Consider the following 15689-nt stretch of genomic DNA (forward strand, 5'->3'; position numbering starts at 1 on the left):
ACAGCGCCTTTCACGACTCAGCGGGTCACGCGACGAGGGCGCCGACGAGCCAGACGCCGGTGGCGAGGAGGGCGCCGAGGAGTTCGATGAGCATGGAGAGGCCGACGCCTTTGAGGGCGTGCATCGTTGCCTGCCAAGCCTGTTGGTTGACGCGCAGGCGGTGCAGTTCGGAAAGGTAAACGCCGAGAACGAATCCCACGAACAGGCCGACGACTGGGATGACGAAGAAGCCGACGATGCCGAGTACCGCGCCGAAGAACAGCGAGCGGTTGGCCACGCCCGCGTCCTTCAACTTCCGGCCGGGCCAGGTGTATTTGATGACACCGGACAGCACGAGCAGGGCCGTGCTGATGCCGAAGACGGTCCAGGCGGTGGCACCGCCGGTCACGAACGCCCAGACGGCGATCGCGCCGAAGATCAGGATGACGCCGGGCAGGATCGGGACGATGATCCCGAGCAGGCCGACGAGGATGACGAGACCGACGACGATCTCCCCGGCGACACTCATGCCCGAGCCTCGCTGACCAGCGGCCGCGCCGTGCGCTGTGCCATGACTCCACCTCACTGCGCTCTCGCCGGACGCTCCCGCGGTTGTCGCGCTTGCGAGGATTGTGACTTACCAGCTCGTGCGGCGCACAGCAACCGGGGGTGGGTGAGTGCGGCAAAGTTATTGTCATACTGTCAATACATCCGCCGGCGGCTCCGGCGGCAGCGCCGGGGCGCCGGTGCGCTGGATCAACGACGAACCGAGGTAGGGCGTGAGCACTCCATCCACCGCCGCAAAGGGCCCGCTCGCGGGCATCAAGGTCATCGAGCTCGCCGGGATCGGACCGGGTCCGCACGCCGCATTGCTGCTTGCCGATCTGGGCGCCGACGTGGTGCGGGTACAGCGGGCCGGGCAGCTGCCGGGCGGGTTCGACCGCCCGCAGCTGCGCGGGCGCACCATCGTCGAGGCCAACCTCAAGGATCCGGCCGATATCGAGAAGGTGCTCGGGCTCATCGAGAAAGCCGACGTGCTGATCGAGGGCTTCCGGCCGGGCGTCACCGAACGGATGGGTCTCGGCCCGGACGAGGCGCTGGCCCGCAACCCGCGACTGATCTACGGCCGGATGACCGGCTGGGGCCAGGAGGGCCCGCTCGCCGATCGCGCCGGGCACGACATCAACTACATCTCCATCACCGGCGTGCTGCACGCGATCGGCCGCAAGGGCGAGCGCCCGGTGCCGCCGTTGAACATGGTCGGCGATTTCGGCGGCGGCTCGATGTTCCTGGTCTTCGGTCTGCTCGCCGCACTGGTCGAGCGGCAGAGCTCGGGCAAGGGGCAGGTCGTCGACGCGGCGATGGTCGATGGGGCGCTGGCCCTTTCGCACATGATCTGGGGCATGCGCGGCCACGGGGCGTGGTCCGACGAGCGCGGCGTGAACCTGCTCGACACCGGCATGTCGTTCTACGACACCTACGAGACCGCCGACGGCAAGTACATGGCGGTGGGCGCGATCGAACCGCAGTTCTACGCGCAACTGCTCGCCGGGCTGGAAGTCGACCCGGAGGGCCTGCCCTACCAGATCGACCCCGCCGGTCAGGAAACGCTGAAAAAGGTGTTCACCGAACGGTTCCGGGACAAGACCAGGGACGAGTGGACGGCGATCTTCGCGGGCACCGACGCCTGCGTCACGCCGGTGCTCACGTTCGAAGAGGCCACGCAGAACGAGCACATCGCGGCCCGCGGCTCGCTGATCGAGGTCGACGACATCACCCAGCACGCCCCCGCACCGCGCTTCTCCCGCACTCCGAACGGCGTCCCCACGCCGCCGCCGTCCGTCGCGACCCCGATCGAAACCGTTTGGGCGGACTGAGTTTTCACGGTGCTGGCCCCGGCTGATCAGCCGGGGCCACTCGGAGCAGACCACCCCCGGAACGGACCACCCCCGGAACGGGCGGCGGCGAGCCCGGCGAACCGCAGAGCTCGACCGGCTCGGCGATCCGCGTCACCGTCACCCAGCACCCAACCCCGAAAACTGCCGTCAGTAGCAGGTGAGCGGCTGCAACGGGTCGGCGACGCGCGGCGTCAACGCGGTGTAGGCCGCGGCAATCCCCTTGACCGCCAACCGCAGTTCCGGCTCCTGATGGGTGAACGGCAACCGGATGAACCGCTCGAACGCACCCTGCACACCGAAACGCGGTCCGGCAGCGAGTAATACGCCGTGGTTGGGCGCGGTGGCGGCCAGCGCGGTCGACACCGGGGCGGGCAGCTGCGCCCACACCGACATGCCGCCCGCGCCGTAACCGACTCGCCAGTCCGGCAATTCCTCGGCAAGGGTTTCGACCAGCGCGGTCCGCTGCGCCCGCAGCTGGTCGCGGCGGCGGTCGAGGATGGTGTCGGCGTTGGCGAGCAGGTGCACGGTCGCCAGCTGGTCCATCACCGGCGTGCCGAGGTCGACCGTGGAACGGATGCCGAGCAGCTTGGTGATCAACGGCTGGTTCGTGCGGATCCAACCCACCCGCAAGCCGCCCCAGAACGACTTCGAGGCCGAGCCGATGGTGACGATCTCGTTGCCCTTGGCGAACGCGGCGACCGGGGGCTGCTGCGGCTCGCCCGCCAAGTGCAGATCCGCCATCGACTCGTCGATCACCACGGTCATCCTGGTTTCCCGGGCGATGGCGGCCAGTTCGGCCCGGCCGTCCGCGTCGAGCAGCAGGCCGGTGGGGTTGTTGAAATCGGGCACCAGGTAGGCCAGTGTGGCCGCGGTCTGCCTGGCCGCACTGCGGATGCCGTCCAGATCCCAGCCGTGGTCCGGTGTTTCGGGGCGCAGCGGCACCGGCACCGGTCGGGCGCCGACGTCCCGGATCGCCTCGATCGCGTTCGGGTAGGTGGGGTGATCGATGAGCACCCGGGCCGCGGGCGCGGTGAGCACGTTCAGCAGCAGGCGCAGGCCGTGCTGGGCGCCGAGGGTGACCAGGATCTGGTCCGGGTCGGTGGGCAGGCCGCGTTCGGTGTAGCGGCGCGCGATCGCCTCGCGTAGCGCGAGCACACCCACCGGGTCCATGCCGTGCGTGCCGAGATAGGTCGGAATGCCCTCCAGCGCAACGGAATAGGCTTCCTGCATCTCCAGTGGCGCGGCCATCGCGGCGTAGGTCATATCGATCGTCGGCAGCTCCGAGGCGGCCATCATCGCCAGGATGGACCGGGCCGGCTTGCTGCCGTCGTGCTGCACGTCGCGCGGCAGCGCGACCGTGCTGCGCGAACCCTGACGACTGATCAGGTAGCCGTTCTCGCGAAGCAGCGAGTAGGTGGAGGTGATCGTCGTGCGGCTGACGCCGAGGGTGGCCGCGAGGTCGCGCTCGCTGGGCAGGGCGACCCCGAGCGGTGCCCGTCCGTCATGGATGAGCAGCCGAATGCCTTCGGCGAGGGCCAGATACGCCGGACGCGTGGCCCGCCGGGTGGCCGGCTCGCCGCCATCCTCGTCCACGTTGCGCCACCCACCGAGGTCACGGGCCAGCGTGCCCGCGCCGATCACTCTCGTCGCCATACAGTCCAGTATCGAGGGAGTGGATATTTAAAGCAAGGCCAGTCGGGCGCAATCTGGTGGCATGACCACCTTTGCCACCCTCCTCGTCGTCGCCGTCCTCGGCTATGCCATCTACCACTACCTGCCGAAGGGTGCCGAGCGTGCGTTCCGGCTGGAGCGTTTCCAGCCGCGCAGCCCCTTGTCGGACTGGACCGCGTCCTACTATGACGAGCAGCGGCGCTACGCCGATCTCGCCGCGATCTACGGGCGCAACGACACACCGGAAGCACCCGCCGAACCGGTCCGCCCGGCCGCGCCGGAAACCGTCACCGACCTGGGACGCACCGAGCGGAAGCTGACCTCGGTCCGGTCCGAGGCCCCTGCTCGGCACCGGAGCCGCGTGCACCCGACCACCTTCGACAGGAAGGCCAGTTGAACGAAACTGGCCTTGTCTCACTGGACCTGTCGGTGGCACGGTGCACACTGACTACATGAGCGACCCGCGTTGCCTGACCGCCGAGGCAACCCTCTTCGACACTGCGATCGGCATCTGCGCCATCGCCTGGAGCGGTACGACCGTGATCCGGTTCCAGCTCCCCGAAGCAAGCCCGGGCGCGACCCGTGCGCGCATCACGCGCCGCCGCGCCGGCCTGCCGGACGACGAGGTCCGCGAAGAGACCCCCACCGGCGTGATCGCCGAGGCCGTCGCGGGCGTGCGCGCCCACCTCGCCGGCGAACTCGACGACCTGCGCTGGATTCCGGTGGACCTCAGCGGGATTCCGGAGTTCAACCGGGCCGTCCTCGAGGTCACCCGCGCCATCGACCCCGGCCACACCCTCACCTACGGCCAGGTCGCGCACCGCATCGGGCAGCCCGGTGGTGCGCAGGCCGTCGGACAAGCCTTGGGCCGCAACCCGATTCCCCTCATCATCCCGTGTCACCGGGTGCTCGCCGCGGACAACGCGCTGACCGGCTTCTCCGCGCCCGGCGGCGTCAGCACCAAACAGCATCTGCTGGAAATCGAACGTACCCCGGGCTTCGGCGAGCCGACGCTGTTCTGAGCGTCGCCGTGGCCGGTCGAGCGCCGCGATGAATTTCCTGCGCCCGCCCCGTCTGCACGAGTACAGGCCGCAGCGAACCGCGGCCGGCCACCTCATCGAAAGTGAGACTGCTGTGCAGACAGTGACCTCCGCCGACGGCACCGTGCTCGCCTACGACCGGCTCGACGGCGCCGCCGGAACCGTGATCCTGATCGGCGGCGCGTTCGGTTACCGGAAGTTCCCCAAGATGGTGGCGCTGGCCGAGACGCTGCATAAGCAGTACGGGTTGACCGTCCTGAACTACGACCGGCGCGGTCGCGGCGACAGCACCGACCAGGCCGCCGGGTACGACGTCCGGCACGAGATCGAGGACCTCGCCGCGCTGGTGGCGGTCGCGGGCGGGTCGGCCATGCTGTTCGGCTGGTCCTCCGGGGCGGGGCTGGCGTTGCGGGCCGCGGGGTCCGGGCAGATCCCGGGCATCACCAAGGTCGTCGCCTTCGAGCCGCCGTTCGTGGTCGATCACGAGAACTTCGTGCCCGCCGCCGACCTCGAGATCACCCTGCACGAATTGATCGCCGCCGGTAAGCGATCCGAAACGGTGCGCTTCTACATGACAAAGGCGATGGGCATTCCGCGCGGCTTCGTCACCCTCATGCGCTGGACCCCGTTCTGGCGCAACCTGCGCGCCACCGCCCACTCGACCGCCTACGACTGGGCCGTCATGCGCGAGTACATGCGCGGCGAGCCCCTGCGCACCGAGGACTGGTCCGGTGTCAAAGCCCAGACCCTCGTCGTCGCGGGCGCGAAAAGCGATGCGCTGCTGCGCACCGGCGCCCGCGCCATCGCCGCTGTCCTGCCCGACGCCGAGTTCACCGAGATCCCCGGCCTCAGCCACAACCCCGACATCCGCCTGCTCGCCCCACCCGCAGGCGAATTCCTCACCACCGCATAGACTTCCGCACCGGCCACCGCGCCCCGCTCCGGCCCGGCACCACGGCACAGCCTCCGTACGGGTCTGGGCCTCCCGCTCTCGCTCAGGGCTGGCACACGGCACAGCTCCGGCCACCGCACCGGCCCGGCAGCGGGCTCGGGTCAGGGGGTGGATTCGCCGCGCATGAGGGCGCCGAGGGATTCGCGGTCGGTGACGTCCATCTTGATGCAGGCGCGGTAGAGGTGACCTTCGACGGTGCGGACGGAAACGGTGAGGCGGTCGGCGATCTGACGGTTGGACAGGCCGGCGGCGACGAGGTTCGCGATCTCGCGTTCGCGGGCGGTGAGCGGGAGCGGCTGGGCCGCCTGCCGCAATGCCGGGGTGCTCGCCCCACCGCAGGCCGCCGCGAGCCGGTTCGCCGCAGCGGCGGATTCGAGCAGGCGACGGCGATCCCCGGCGCGTTCGTGCGCCGACGCGGCCTGCGCGGAGGCGTCGGCCGCGGAGAGCAGGGCGCCGAGCTGCTCGAATTCCGCTGCGGCAGCGTCTAATCCGGGTCCGTCGTGCGCCGCGAGGGCGACCGCGTGCCTGGCTTGCACCTGCACCAGCTTGCCGTCCACCATGGCCGCCAGGTCCGCCAATCGGCCTGCGGCGGAATGCTCCCCGAAGCGGGCGGCGGCGTGCAGCGCCATGGCCTCGATGCCGTGTTGATTGGAGCGGGCGGCGGCGTCGGCCGCCCCCATCGCGAGCCGGATGGCCGGGGTGACGGTGCCCTCGGCGGCCGCGTGCCAGGCGCGGGCGACTTCGAGCTGCGGCTCGTACACGGCACTGTGCCTGCCGCCACGTGCGGTGGCCTCGGCGATCGCCTCGGCGGCCTCGGTCGCCCGGCCGAGTGCCGAATACGCCTCGGCGAGCCGGATTCTCGCCGGGAACATCCAGGCCGCCGCACCTTCCGCGGCGAGCGCGGCCAACGCCTGCTCCAGGTTCTCGATGCCGTCCGGGAAATGTCCCTGTGCCACGTCGACGGTGCCCTGCAGGATCTTCGACATGCCCCACGCCAGGTACTGCCCCGGTGCGGAATAGCCGAAATAGTCTGCGGCACAACGGCGTGCGGCCGCCAGCTGGCCGGTCAACACCAGCCCGAGCACCTCGGCATGGGTGGACATGAAGCGGTTGAGGCCGTCGATCTCGGTCTCCACCTCGTGCCCGCGGACCGCGTACTGTTGCGCCGCATCGCCTTTGCCCATCAGTGCTAAGGCCAGTCCGCCGCCGAAGGAGGCCCACCAGACCGCCCAAGCCGGCGCGCCCTTGACGTTGATCGCCTTCTCGGCCTCGGCGATCGCGATTTCGATCCGGTTCTCGTTCACCGCGCAGGCGGAGGCGAGTCCGTCGAGCAGCGCCACGTTCTTCGGATGCTTTGTCTTGCCGCGGACCAGAGTGAGCACCTCGTCGGCGAGATCGGCATCGCCCATGGCCCACAACAGGTTCGCCACCCGCGTGCTACCCCACCGGACCAGCTGCACCTCGCTGAGTTCGTCGGGGTCGAAGCTGGCGAGCATGCGTTCGGCTTCGATCCGATGCCCCTGCCACAGCAGCGCCCGCGCGAGCAGATCGGCGGACTCGACCCCGCCGCGCCGTTCCACCGCGGCCCGGGCGAAACGCTCCCCGAGCGGCAGGTTCGCCAAGCCGATCGCATCGGCGGCGGCCGCCTCGAACAATTCGAGGTCGGCGGATTTGTCACTGTCCAAAGCCAATTCGGCGAGCCGGATGCGATCGGCGGCGGAATTGATCGGCCGCTCCTTCAGCGAGGAGTACAGCCGCCCGCGCAACCGCCGCGCCGAGGCGATGCCGAGCCTGCGCCGGATCACCTCGCCGAAGAGTGGATGGTTGTACCGCACGATCAGCTGGTGCGAATTCTGCACAACCCGGATCACGCCCCGGGTTTCGGCGGCCTCCACCGCTTCCTCGCCGGCCAGTTCGGACAGCACGTCGAGGTCGATCGGCTCGCAGAAGGTGAGCAGTTCCAGGACGTGCAGTACGTCGTCGGGCAGTTGCTCGACCCGATCTTCCAGCAGCGCAGCCAGTTCCGAGGTGACCGCGGCCCGGCCGCGCAGCTGCCAGACGCCGTTCACCTGACGCAGCGAACCCGCCTCGAGCGCCCCCTCGACCAAATGCCGCAGGAACAACGCGTTTCCGCCGGAGGACTCCCACATCAGGTTGGCGGTGAAGCCTTCCAGCTGCCCGCCCAGCATCGATTCGACCAGGTCCACACTCTGGCGCTGACTGAACGGATTCAGGTCGATGCGCAGCAGGTGACCGTCTTTCCACAGCGAGGTGACCGCGTCGGGCACCTGCACCCCGCTGCGCACCGTGGCCACGATGTGCGCCGCCTTGTCGATGGCCAGCTGCAGCAGCAGGGTGGCCGACAGCTGGTCGAGCAAATGGGCGTCGTCGACACCGATGATGGTGTGCCCGTCCGCGAGCAACGCTTCGCGCGCGGCGGACATGAACGTCACCGGATCGTGCGCCGTATAAACGCCGACCATGTGCGCGAACACCCCCAACGGAATGCTGCGCGCCGATTCGGTGCCCGCGACCCAGCGGATGTTGCCGCCGACCGCCGCGGTCGCCTGCCTGGCCAGCGTGGTTTTCCCGACACCGGCATCACCGGTGAGGACCGCGCCGACATGCGCCCTGCCGGTGAGGGCCGCGCGGATCGCCTCGAACTCGGTCTCGCGCTCGATCATCGGCCAGTTCCGAGCCATAGCTCTTACTGTAGTTGCCAGAGGTTCATGATCGAAGCCCTGCAGCTATTACGCTGCGTCTCACCGCGGCGGTCGCGCGGCGGTGAGACGGACGCACCGGTCCGCCAAACCCTTTGAACGACGGCCGTTTAGGTCACGGCCGCCGCTTCGCTCAGCCCAGGACGTCGTGCCGGACGATGGTCTGATCGCGACCGGGCCCGACGCCGATGCAGGAGATCCGCGCCCCGGACAGCTCCTCCAGCCGCAGCACGTACGCCTGCGCGTTGGCGGGCAGCTCCTCGAAGGTCCGCGCCCCCGAGATGTCCTCCCACCAGCCGGGCATCTCTTCGTAGATCGGCTTCGCGTGGTGGAACTCGGTCTGCGTGGTCGGCATCTGCTCGACCCGCTCGCCGTCCACGTCGTAGGCGACGCAGATCGGCACCGTCTCCAGGCTGGACAGCACGTCGAGCTTGGTGAGGAAGTAGTCGGTGATGCCGTTGACCCGGGTCGCGTAGCGCGCGATCACCGCGTCGAACCAGCCGCAGCGCCGGGCGCGTCCGGTGGTCACGCCGACCTCGCCGCCGGTCTTGGCCAGGTAGGTGCCGAACTCGTCGAACAGCTCGGTCGGGAACGGACCGGAGCCGACCCGGGTGGTGTAGCACTTGAGGATGCCGAGCACCGTGCTGATCTTGTTCGGCCCGACGCCCGCGCCGACCGCCGCGCCGCCCGAGGTCGGGTTGGACGACGTGACGTACGGGTAGGTGCCGTGATCCACGTCGAGCAGGGTGCCCTGCGAGCCTTCCAGGAGCACGGTCTCGCCGCGCTCGAGCGCCACGTTGAGCTTCAGCCGGGTGTCGGCGATCCGGTGCTTGAAGCTTTCGGCCTGCGCGAGCACCTCGTCGACCACCTGCTGCGGGTCGAGCGCGCGGCGGTTGTAGATCTTGACCAGCACCTGGTTCTTGAACTCCAGCGCGGCCTCGACCTTCTGGGTGAGGATCTTCTCGTCCAGTACATCGGCGACGCGCACCCCGACGCGGGCGACCTTGTCCTGGTAGCAGGGGCCGATGCCGCGGCCGGTGGTGCCGATCTTCTTGTTGCCGAGGAAGCGTTCGGTGACCTTATCGATGGCCACGTGGTACGGCATGATCAGGTGCGCGTCGGCGGAGAGCAGCAGACCGGAGGTGTCGACCCCGCGTTCTTCCAGTCCGGCGAGTTCGTCGAGCAGCACGCCCGGGTCGATGACGACGCCGTTGCCGATGACATTCGTCACGCCGGGGGTGAGGATGCCGGAGGGGATCAGATGCAGCGCGAAATTGTCGCCATTGGGCAGCACCACGGTGTGGCCCGCATTGTTGCCACCCTGGTATCGGACCACCCATTGCACCCGGCCACCGAGTAGATCGGTCGCTTTGCCCTTACCTTCGTCGCCCCACTGGGCGCCGATCAGGACGATTGCCGGCATGGTCGTGTCTCCTACGGTTCGACTTGCAACACCCGGGCAGATGGCAGTCGGCAGAGCCGACCGGGCGGTATTCGCCGGTGTTGCAGCTACCTGCCGTATCGAGGCGGTGGCCGGGAGCACAGTCTAGTCGACGCGTCGTCAACAGCGTGGGACCGGATCTCGTCGTAGGCTCGACAACCGTGTGGCCGATGCCGGGCAGGGCTAAGGTTGCACCCGTTGGTCCGACGACGTCGGCTCGAACCGAGGAGGGTGTACGGCAGTTTGAGTACCCACGTTCTCCGTTGCGACGGCGCACCGGTACCTATCGCCCTCGCGGCGCTGCCGACCAGTTCGACGGCCGCCATTCCCGATACCGCAGAGATCGACGAGTTGCTTCCGGTGCTCGCCGCCGACAGTCTCCCGCGGCTGATCGTGCTCGGTGACGACGCCGCGCTCGCCGCGGTGCTGACCCACCTGATGCGCACCGAACGGCTGCACGTCGAGATCGGCTACGTCCCGGTGGACAAGACCTACGGCTCCCGCGCCTACCAGACCGGCACCGGCAACGCCGCCGCCAAGCGCGCCATCGACGGCCGCGCGACCGAGGTGCCGCTCATCCGCGACGACACCGGCAAGGTGCTGATCGGCCGCGCCAAGATCACCGGGCCGGGTGCGGAAAAGCTCGAGGGCGAGGCCTACGTGGACGACTTCCAGCTGTTCTCCGGCAAGGTCACCGCCATGCTGATCTCGCCGACACTGCATCAGCCCGGGGTCCGGGCCACGGTGCAGAAGGGCATGCGCAAGCGCCGCTGGGCCGAAGGTCGCGCCGCCCAGCTCGGCACCCCCGGCGCGGTGGTGACCAGGGACGGGATCCGCACCGACCGCACGGTGCCCCGGTCCAGTTTCTACCGGCACCACGAGCCCTGGCTGCTGGTCCGATGACGTCCGCGTTCTTCGCCGAACGGCGCTCGCGCGCGGTGCGCCCGAGCCCGATCTTCCTGCTGGTCGTCGTCATCACGATCGTCGGCGGCGTGCTCGCCTGGGATGCCCCGCTGGACTCCACCCGGGCCAAGGCCGGGGTGTTCGTGCTGGTCGTGTTCGGCTGGGTGATCACGCTGTGCCTGCACGAGTTCGCGCACGCGTTCACGGCGTGGCGGGCCGGTGACCGCGAGGTCGAGCTGCGCGGCTACCTGACGTTGAACCCGCTGAAGTACAGCCATCCGCTGCTGTCGATCGTGCTGCCGATGGTGTTCATCGCGCTGGGCGGCATCGGCCTGCCCGGCGGCGCGGTCTACGTGCACACCCACAATTTCGCCCCGCGCACCCAGCGGCTCATCAGTGCGGCGGGCCCCGCGGTGAACGCGCTGTGCGCGGTGCTGCTGCTGGTGGTCGTGCAGCTGTTCGGCAGTACGAGTTCGCACCCGGCGCTGTGGTTCGGCTTGAGCTTCCTCGCGTTCCTGCAGATCACCGCGACCCTGCTGAACCTGATTCCGCTGCCCGGCCTGGACGGCTACGGGATTCTCGAACCGTCGCTGAGTTACCAGACCCGCCGCTCGCTCGATCAGTTCAAGCCGTTCGGCATGCTGATCCTGTTCGCGCTGCTGTTCACGCCCGCGATCAACGGTGTCTTCTTCGACGCGGTGTACGCGCTGTTCGAGGTGTCCGGTGTGCCCGCCGACTGGTCGCGCTACGGCAGCTATCTGACCCGCTTCTGGACTTAGAGCAGATTTCGATGATCGTCCCGGGCCGAATCGGGTAACCCCCGGCCAGTCGACCCGGGCGCGTACGTGCGCCCCGTACGAGCGCGCTCCCGGCCCACCGGTCGGCGCGCACGCTGTCCTCGAGCACACGTTGGAGCACACCAGCATGACCGACAACCCTTCGGCGACGGTGCTTTCCGTCATCATCCCGGCCCTGAACGAGGCGACCCGGATCGAGCGCACCCTCGATCGCCTGGTCCGCCAGGACGCCGTCGACGAGATCATCGTCGTCGACAACGGCAGCACCGACGACACCCGCCGCATCGTGCACGACTACGCGCGAACCCATCCCGAGGTCGCGCTCATCGAGGAGGCCACGCCCGGTATCCCGGCCGCGCGCAACGCCGGATTCGACCGGGCCCGTGGCGATTTCCTGGCCAGGACCGATGCCGACACCCTGGTCGACGCCGACTGGGGCGAGGTAGTCCGCGCGCATCTGAGCGCACATCCCGACACCGCCGCGGTCACCGGGATCACCACCTATCACGACTCACCGGTCGGCTTCTTCTTGAAACTCGGCTACTACCTGCAGGATCGGCGCGGCAAACTCGGCGGCCGGGTCGGCAATCTGCACGGGCCGAACATGGCCATCCGCCGGGCGGCCTGGCTGCAGGTCGGCGCGGACACCACCACCCGCGCCGACGTGGCCGAGGACCTGGATCTCGCACTGTGCCTGACCAAGCGCGGATTTCGCATCGATCAGCTGACAAGCATGCGGGCCGCGACCTCGGCCCGGCGCCGCCGGACCAACCCGCGAGAATGGTGGCACTTTCAGCTGACCGGCCTCCGCACCATCGCCGAGCAGGGATATCAGGTGCTGCCGCTGCATCGCGCGATCATCGTCGGCGCCTGGCTCACGCACACCGTGCAGTGGCCGATCTATCGGTTCTGGGACTTCGACCGTCGCCGGTTCACGCTGCGCCCGGCACCGCCGCGGGTCTCCGCGGTCGGGGAATCCTGAAAGCACACAGGGCCGCCCGGCCTGACCTCCCCTGGACCGGACGGCTCTGCTCTTCGCAGCGGGCGAATCCACCCCTACCCGCCCGGCCACCACACCCATGGCCGGCGGGGTGGTTCGCTGATGTGCGAAGTGTGCGACCGCAACACCCCTCGCTTCGTTGCGGTCTCATGATCAAGGTAGGGCGCGGCATCCGCCGGAACACGAGTAGCGCACTACCCAAAGATCATCATCGAGTCCCCGCACACCGGCGGCCGGAGCACTCGCACGCGGCGCCGGCTACGTAGTCGGCTCAGTCCTCCGGCACGACCCACGGCTTGGGGACGGTCGGCGGGAGCAGTGCCATCGCCGAGATGCGCTTCATCCCGCACACCTGCATCAGGTCGACCACGATCGAACGCACCTGCGCGAACACGACGTGCGCCGAAAGCCCCGCCCCCTCGACGAGTTCCGGGCGCGCCTCCTTGGCGACCGAGCGCAGCACCCGGGCGCCCTCCGCCTGATCTGGCTGTTCACCCGGGTCGGCGAGCATCATCCGGCGCACCACATCGACTGCCTGGCCGAGCCTTTCGACCTCGTCGATCAACCGGGGATCGAGGATCTCGTCGTCCTGAACCAGCGTCAGCGAGCGGCGCAACAGCACCCTGGTGTTGCGCACCGCGTTGTCCAGCGGGTCGGCGGTGGCTTTGATGCGTTCGAGGCGCGCGCGAGAGTTCCAGTACAGCGGGGAGATTCGGCTGATCTCCCGGCCGCCCTCCAAGGTGGCGCGCAGCGCGTCGATCTGCGGTTGCGTCGCGCGGACCGCGGCGAGCGCCGCGCGCAGCTTGTCCGGATCCTGCGCCAGCAGGCCGTCGCCGCACTCGGTGAGCGATTTGCCCATCACGCCAAGGATTTCCGCGGCCTGCTCGCGGGCGCGGCGCACCGGATGCAGCGGAATCGAAGCCACCACAACCACTCCCACCAGACCGCCGACCAGCGCGTCGATCATCCGGGAGAAGCCGCCACCCGCCGACGGCGGCAGCAGGGTGGCGACCAGCACCGCCGAACCCGCGGCCTGCATGGTGATGATCGAGCCGCCGTCCAGGAACACCGCCGCCGCCATGGCGACCGCGACCACCAGCGCGATCTGCCACACCCCGGTCCCGGCGTTGGTGATGAACAGGTCGCCGATGCCGATGCCGACCGCGACGCCGACCACCAGCTCCACCGAGCGCCGCAGCCGGGCGCCGAACGAAATGCCGATCGAGACCACGGCCGCCGTCGGCGCGAAGAACGGTTGCGGGTGGCCGACGATCTCCCGCGCGATGAACCAGGCCAGGGCCGCGCCGACAGCGCACTGCACGATCGGCAGCGCGGACAGGCGCAGCCGCGCCCAGGAGGCGCGCAGCCGGTCCATCGTGCTCGTGCGCGCGACATCCACGCGCGGTTTGAAGTCGAGCAGGGACAATTCAGTCCAGGCCCAGCTCAGCCGCCGCGCGGGGATCGCAATCTTCGAGCAGGTCCAGGCAGCGCGCGTACTCCTCGGTCTCGCCGACCACCTTGGCCGCACGGGCCAGCGCGCCGACACTGCGCAGGAAACCACGGTTGGGCTCGTGGCTCCACGGCACCGGGCCGAAACCCTTCCAGCCATTACGCCGCAACAGGTCGAGGCCGCGGTGGTAGCCGGTGCGGGCGAACGCGTAGGCGGCGACGATGTCGTGATTGATCGGCTCGTCCTGGGCTTCGCCCCTGGTGAGCGCCGCCTCGGCCAGATAGGCCCAGGCGATCGAGGCCGCCGGATGGTCGGCGGCGACACGCACCGGATCGGTGCCTTCGAGCAACGCGTCTTCCGCGTCGGAGATTTCGGGGAGGAGTACCGGTTGCGGGCCTAGCAGATCACCGAACGAGGTCATGCGGTTCATTGTGCACCGATGCGATATTCGCCGGGGACGCGTACCACCGCATTCCCCCCGCCGTGCGGGGTCTGAAGTCGGACTTCGCCGGACCCTGGCCGTTAAGCTGGCCGTCGAGTTCAAGATGTTCCGCCTGACCGAGGGGTAGTGCGTGTCCGACCCGAACGACAACAAGAACCCGGCGCGGGAGAGCGCCGACCCGGCAACCCCGGCCGGACCCGACGCACGCCCCGGCGCCGACGCGGCGAGCAACCCGAGCGCGAACAGCGGAGATCGCCCGGCCGACGCCGGCGCGACCCGCCCGATCCCCGCCGCGGGTGGTGCTGCACCGAAGGACGGTGCCCCGAGCACGTCCACGCCGAGTACCCAGGGCACCGGTTCAGCCCCACGCGGAACGCAAGACCCCGGCACTGCGCCGGGCACGACCCCGACCTCCGGCACTCCGGGCGCTGCGACACCGCGCCCTGGCACCCAAGACCCCGCCGCGCCGAGCGGGTCGGCCACCAGCGCAACCCAGCCCGGCGCAGGCACCCCTGCCACAGGTCGGCCCGGTTCGGGCGCGCCGACGATCAGCACGCCCGGGCAGTCCGCGCCGAGCGGGTCGACGACTCCCGCCACCGGCCGACCCGCCGCACCGGCCGAGTCCGGTCACGACAGCGGATCAACCAGCCAAGGTGCGCAAAGCGGCCCAGGCACCGCAGACCCCACCGTGCCCGGTGCGCCGAAAGCCGCAGGAACTCAACAGAACAGCGCACCGAACAGCGGCACCGCCGAAACCGAGGTGATCGCACGGCAGAACAAGCCCGCCGCAGCAGCACCGGACGCGGCCGCCGCGACGGGACAGCCGGGTAGCCCAGCGGGAACACCTGGCGCACCGAAGGATTCCGAGGCCGAAACGGTCGCGATGAAACGCGCAGCTCAGCCGAGCACGGCCGCCGACCAGTCCGGACCGGTCGCGAACGCCACACCAGCACAGACGGGCGGCTCGGCAGGTTCGCCACGACCCGCTCAGGGCGCGGGTACCGACAGCACATCGGCAGTGCCTGACGCCACGAAAGGTGCTGCAGCACAGTCCGATCCGACCCGTCCCGGCCAGATCCCCGGTGCCGCAGCTGCGAGCGCGCAGGCCGATGCCCAGGCAGGCGCATCGGGCAGCCCGGCAGGCACCGATGACGCGGCGGCACAGCCCGGCGGCCCGGTAGGTGCACCCGGCGCCGGACGGAACGCCGGAGCCGACGCCGCACCCGCGTCGCCCGGTGATACGGAAAGCGCTGCAGCCCAGGCTGCTTCGGCGCGGAGCGAACCCGGCGACATGAAGGGTGCGGCAGGCACCGCGGGCGCGGCAGGCACCGCGGGCACTGCGGGCGCGGCGGGCGCGGCAGGCGCGGCAGGCGCGGCAGGCGCGGCAGGCGCGGCA

General features: G+C 69.7%; 13 protein-coding genes and 1 pseudogene. 8 read left to right on the forward strand and 6 right to left on the reverse strand.

Going from position 1 to position 15689, the window contains the following annotated elements; genetic code table 11:
• Nucleotides 1–25 precede the first annotated feature (25 nt).
• Nucleotides 26–508, reverse strand: a complete 483-nt coding sequence (locus NVU01S_RS40925) for a DUF456 domain-containing protein (protein WP_042260081.1) — start codon at nucleotides 506–508, stop codon at nucleotides 26–28.
• A 250-nt stretch (nucleotides 509–758) separates the two neighbouring features.
• Here NVU01S_RS40925 and NVU01S_RS40930 point away from each other — a divergent pair, with 250 nt between their 5' ends.
• Nucleotides 759–1856 (forward strand): CaiB/BaiF CoA transferase family protein, encoded by a 1098-nt coding sequence (locus tag NVU01S_RS40930; protein WP_043670570.1) that lies wholly within the window; start codon nucleotides 759–761, stop codon nucleotides 1854–1856.
• Nucleotides 1857–2024: 168 nt separating this feature from the next.
• On the opposite strand, the gene yczR is transcribed toward NVU01S_RS40930, so the two are convergent.
• Nucleotides 2025–3530, reverse strand: a complete 1506-nt coding sequence (gene yczR / locus NVU01S_RS40935; RefSeq protein WP_043670568.1) for a MocR-like transcription factor YczR — start codon at nucleotides 3528–3530, stop codon at nucleotides 2025–2027.
• Between the two features lie 61 nt (nucleotides 3531–3591).
• Here yczR and NVU01S_RS40940 point away from each other — a divergent pair, with 61 nt between their 5' ends.
• The 3 genes from NVU01S_RS40940 to NVU01S_RS40950 all read left to right on the forward strand — a co-directional run bounded on the left by NVU01S_RS40940 (nucleotide 3592) and on the right by NVU01S_RS40950 (nucleotide 5501).
• Entirely contained in the window at nucleotides 3592–3945 is a 354-nt protein-coding gene (locus NVU01S_RS40940) for a hypothetical protein (protein WP_043670565.1), read from the forward strand.
• A gap of 55 nt (nucleotides 3946–4000) precedes the next feature.
• Complete coding sequence (locus NVU01S_RS40945; RefSeq protein ID WP_043670562.1) at nucleotides 4001–4570, forward strand: methylated-DNA--[protein]-cysteine S-methyltransferase; 570 nt, start codon at nucleotides 4001–4003, stop codon at nucleotides 4568–4570.
• A gap of 112 nt (nucleotides 4571–4682) precedes the next feature.
• A complete protein-coding gene (locus tag NVU01S_RS40950; protein WP_043670758.1) occupies nucleotides 4683–5501 on the forward strand; it encodes an alpha/beta fold hydrolase in 819 nt (272 codons plus the stop codon).
• Nucleotides 5502–5641: 140 nt separating this feature from the next.
• On the opposite strand, the gene NVU01S_RS40955 is transcribed toward NVU01S_RS40950, so the two are convergent.
• Together NVU01S_RS40955 and NVU01S_RS40960 are read right to left on the reverse strand one after the other, a co-directional pair.
• Complete coding sequence (locus tag NVU01S_RS40955; RefSeq protein WP_043670559.1) at nucleotides 5642–8242, reverse strand: helix-turn-helix transcriptional regulator; 2601 nt, start codon at nucleotides 8240–8242, stop codon at nucleotides 5642–5644.
• A gap of 151 nt (nucleotides 8243–8393) precedes the next feature.
• Complete coding sequence (locus NVU01S_RS40960; protein ID WP_042260068.1) at nucleotides 8394–9683, reverse strand: adenylosuccinate synthase; 1290 nt, start codon at nucleotides 9681–9683, stop codon at nucleotides 8394–8396.
• 261 nt (nucleotides 9684–9944) lie between these two features.
• On the opposite strand from NVU01S_RS40960, the gene NVU01S_RS40965 reads away from it, so the two are divergent.
• From NVU01S_RS40965 to NVU01S_RS40975, 3 genes are all read left to right on the forward strand, one after another.
• The gene (locus tag NVU01S_RS40965) at nucleotides 9945–10604 is read left to right on the forward strand and encodes a hypothetical protein (RefSeq protein WP_226887140.1); all 660 of its coding nucleotides are present in this window, start codon (nucleotides 9945–9947) and stop codon (nucleotides 10602–10604) included.
• Complete coding sequence (locus NVU01S_RS40970; protein WP_042260064.1) at nucleotides 10601–11383, forward strand: site-2 protease family protein; 783 nt, start codon at nucleotides 10601–10603, stop codon at nucleotides 11381–11383. Before NVU01S_RS40965 ends, NVU01S_RS40970 begins: the two co-directional genes overlap by 4 nt.
• A 145-nt stretch (nucleotides 11384–11528) precedes the next feature.
• Entirely contained in the window at nucleotides 11529–12383 is an 855-nt protein-coding gene (locus NVU01S_RS40975) for a glycosyltransferase family 2 protein (protein ID WP_043670552.1), read from the forward strand.
• Nucleotides 12384–12672: 289 nt separating this feature from the next.
• Here the strand turns inward: NVU01S_RS40975 and NVU01S_RS40980 are convergent, their stop codons facing one another.
• Nucleotides 12673–13776: an FUSC family protein gene (locus tag NVU01S_RS40980; RefSeq protein WP_175068948.1), complete on the reverse strand. Its 1104-nt coding sequence runs from the start codon at nucleotides 13774–13776 to the stop codon at nucleotides 12673–12675.
• A gap of 52 nt (nucleotides 13777–13828) precedes the next feature.
• The gene (locus NVU01S_RS40985; RefSeq protein WP_081594251.1) at nucleotides 13829–14281 is read right to left on the reverse strand and encodes a DUF3151 domain-containing protein; all 453 of its coding nucleotides are present in this window, start codon (nucleotides 14279–14281) and stop codon (nucleotides 13829–13831) included.
• 142 nt (nucleotides 14282–14423) lie between these two features.
• Here NVU01S_RS40985 and NVU01S_RS43920 point away from each other — a divergent pair.
• Nucleotides 14424–15689 (forward strand): annotated as a pseudogene (locus NVU01S_RS43920) (hypothetical protein); the annotation flags it as partial.

It is taken from the genome of Nocardia vulneris (assembly GCF_001613425.1).
Lineage (GTDB): Bacteria > Actinomycetota > Actinomycetes > Mycobacteriales > Mycobacteriaceae > Nocardia > Nocardia vulneris.

Excerpts from the sequence above, each read along its gene's own strand:
- NVU01S_RS40925 (WP_042260081.1), bottom strand. The coding sequence starts at position 508 with ATGAGTGTCGCCGGGGAGATCGTCGTCGGTCTCGTCATCCTCGTCGGC.
- NVU01S_RS40985 (WP_081594251.1), bottom strand. The coding sequence starts at position 14,281 with ATGAACCGCATGACCTCGTTCGGTGATCTGCTAGGCCCGCAACCGGTA.
- NVU01S_RS40975 (WP_043670552.1), top strand. The coding sequence starts at position 11,529 with ATGACCGACAACCCTTCGGCGACGGTGCTTTCCGTCATCATCCCGGCC.
- NVU01S_RS40980 (WP_175068948.1), bottom strand. The coding sequence starts at position 13,776 with ATGGACCGGCTGCGCGCCTCCTGGGCGCGGCTGCGCCTGTCCGCGCTG.
- NVU01S_RS40960 (WP_042260068.1), bottom strand. The coding sequence starts at position 9,683 with ATGCCGGCAATCGTCCTGATCGGCGCCCAGTGGGGCGACGAAGGTAAG.
- NVU01S_RS40945 (WP_043670562.1), top strand. The coding sequence starts at position 4,001 with ATGAGCGACCCGCGTTGCCTGACCGCCGAGGCAACCCTCTTCGACACT.
- NVU01S_RS40955 (WP_043670559.1), bottom strand. The coding sequence starts at position 8,242 with ATGGCTCGGAACTGGCCGATGATCGAGCGCGAGACCGAGTTCGAGGCG.
- NVU01S_RS40970 (WP_042260064.1), top strand. The coding sequence starts at position 10,601 with ATGACGTCCGCGTTCTTCGCCGAACGGCGCTCGCGCGCGGTGCGCCCG.
- yczR (WP_043670568.1), bottom strand. The coding sequence starts at position 3,530 with ATGGCGACGAGAGTGATCGGCGCGGGCACGCTGGCCCGTGACCTCGGT.
- NVU01S_RS40940 (WP_043670565.1), top strand. The coding sequence starts at position 3,592 with ATGACCACCTTTGCCACCCTCCTCGTCGTCGCCGTCCTCGGCTATGCC.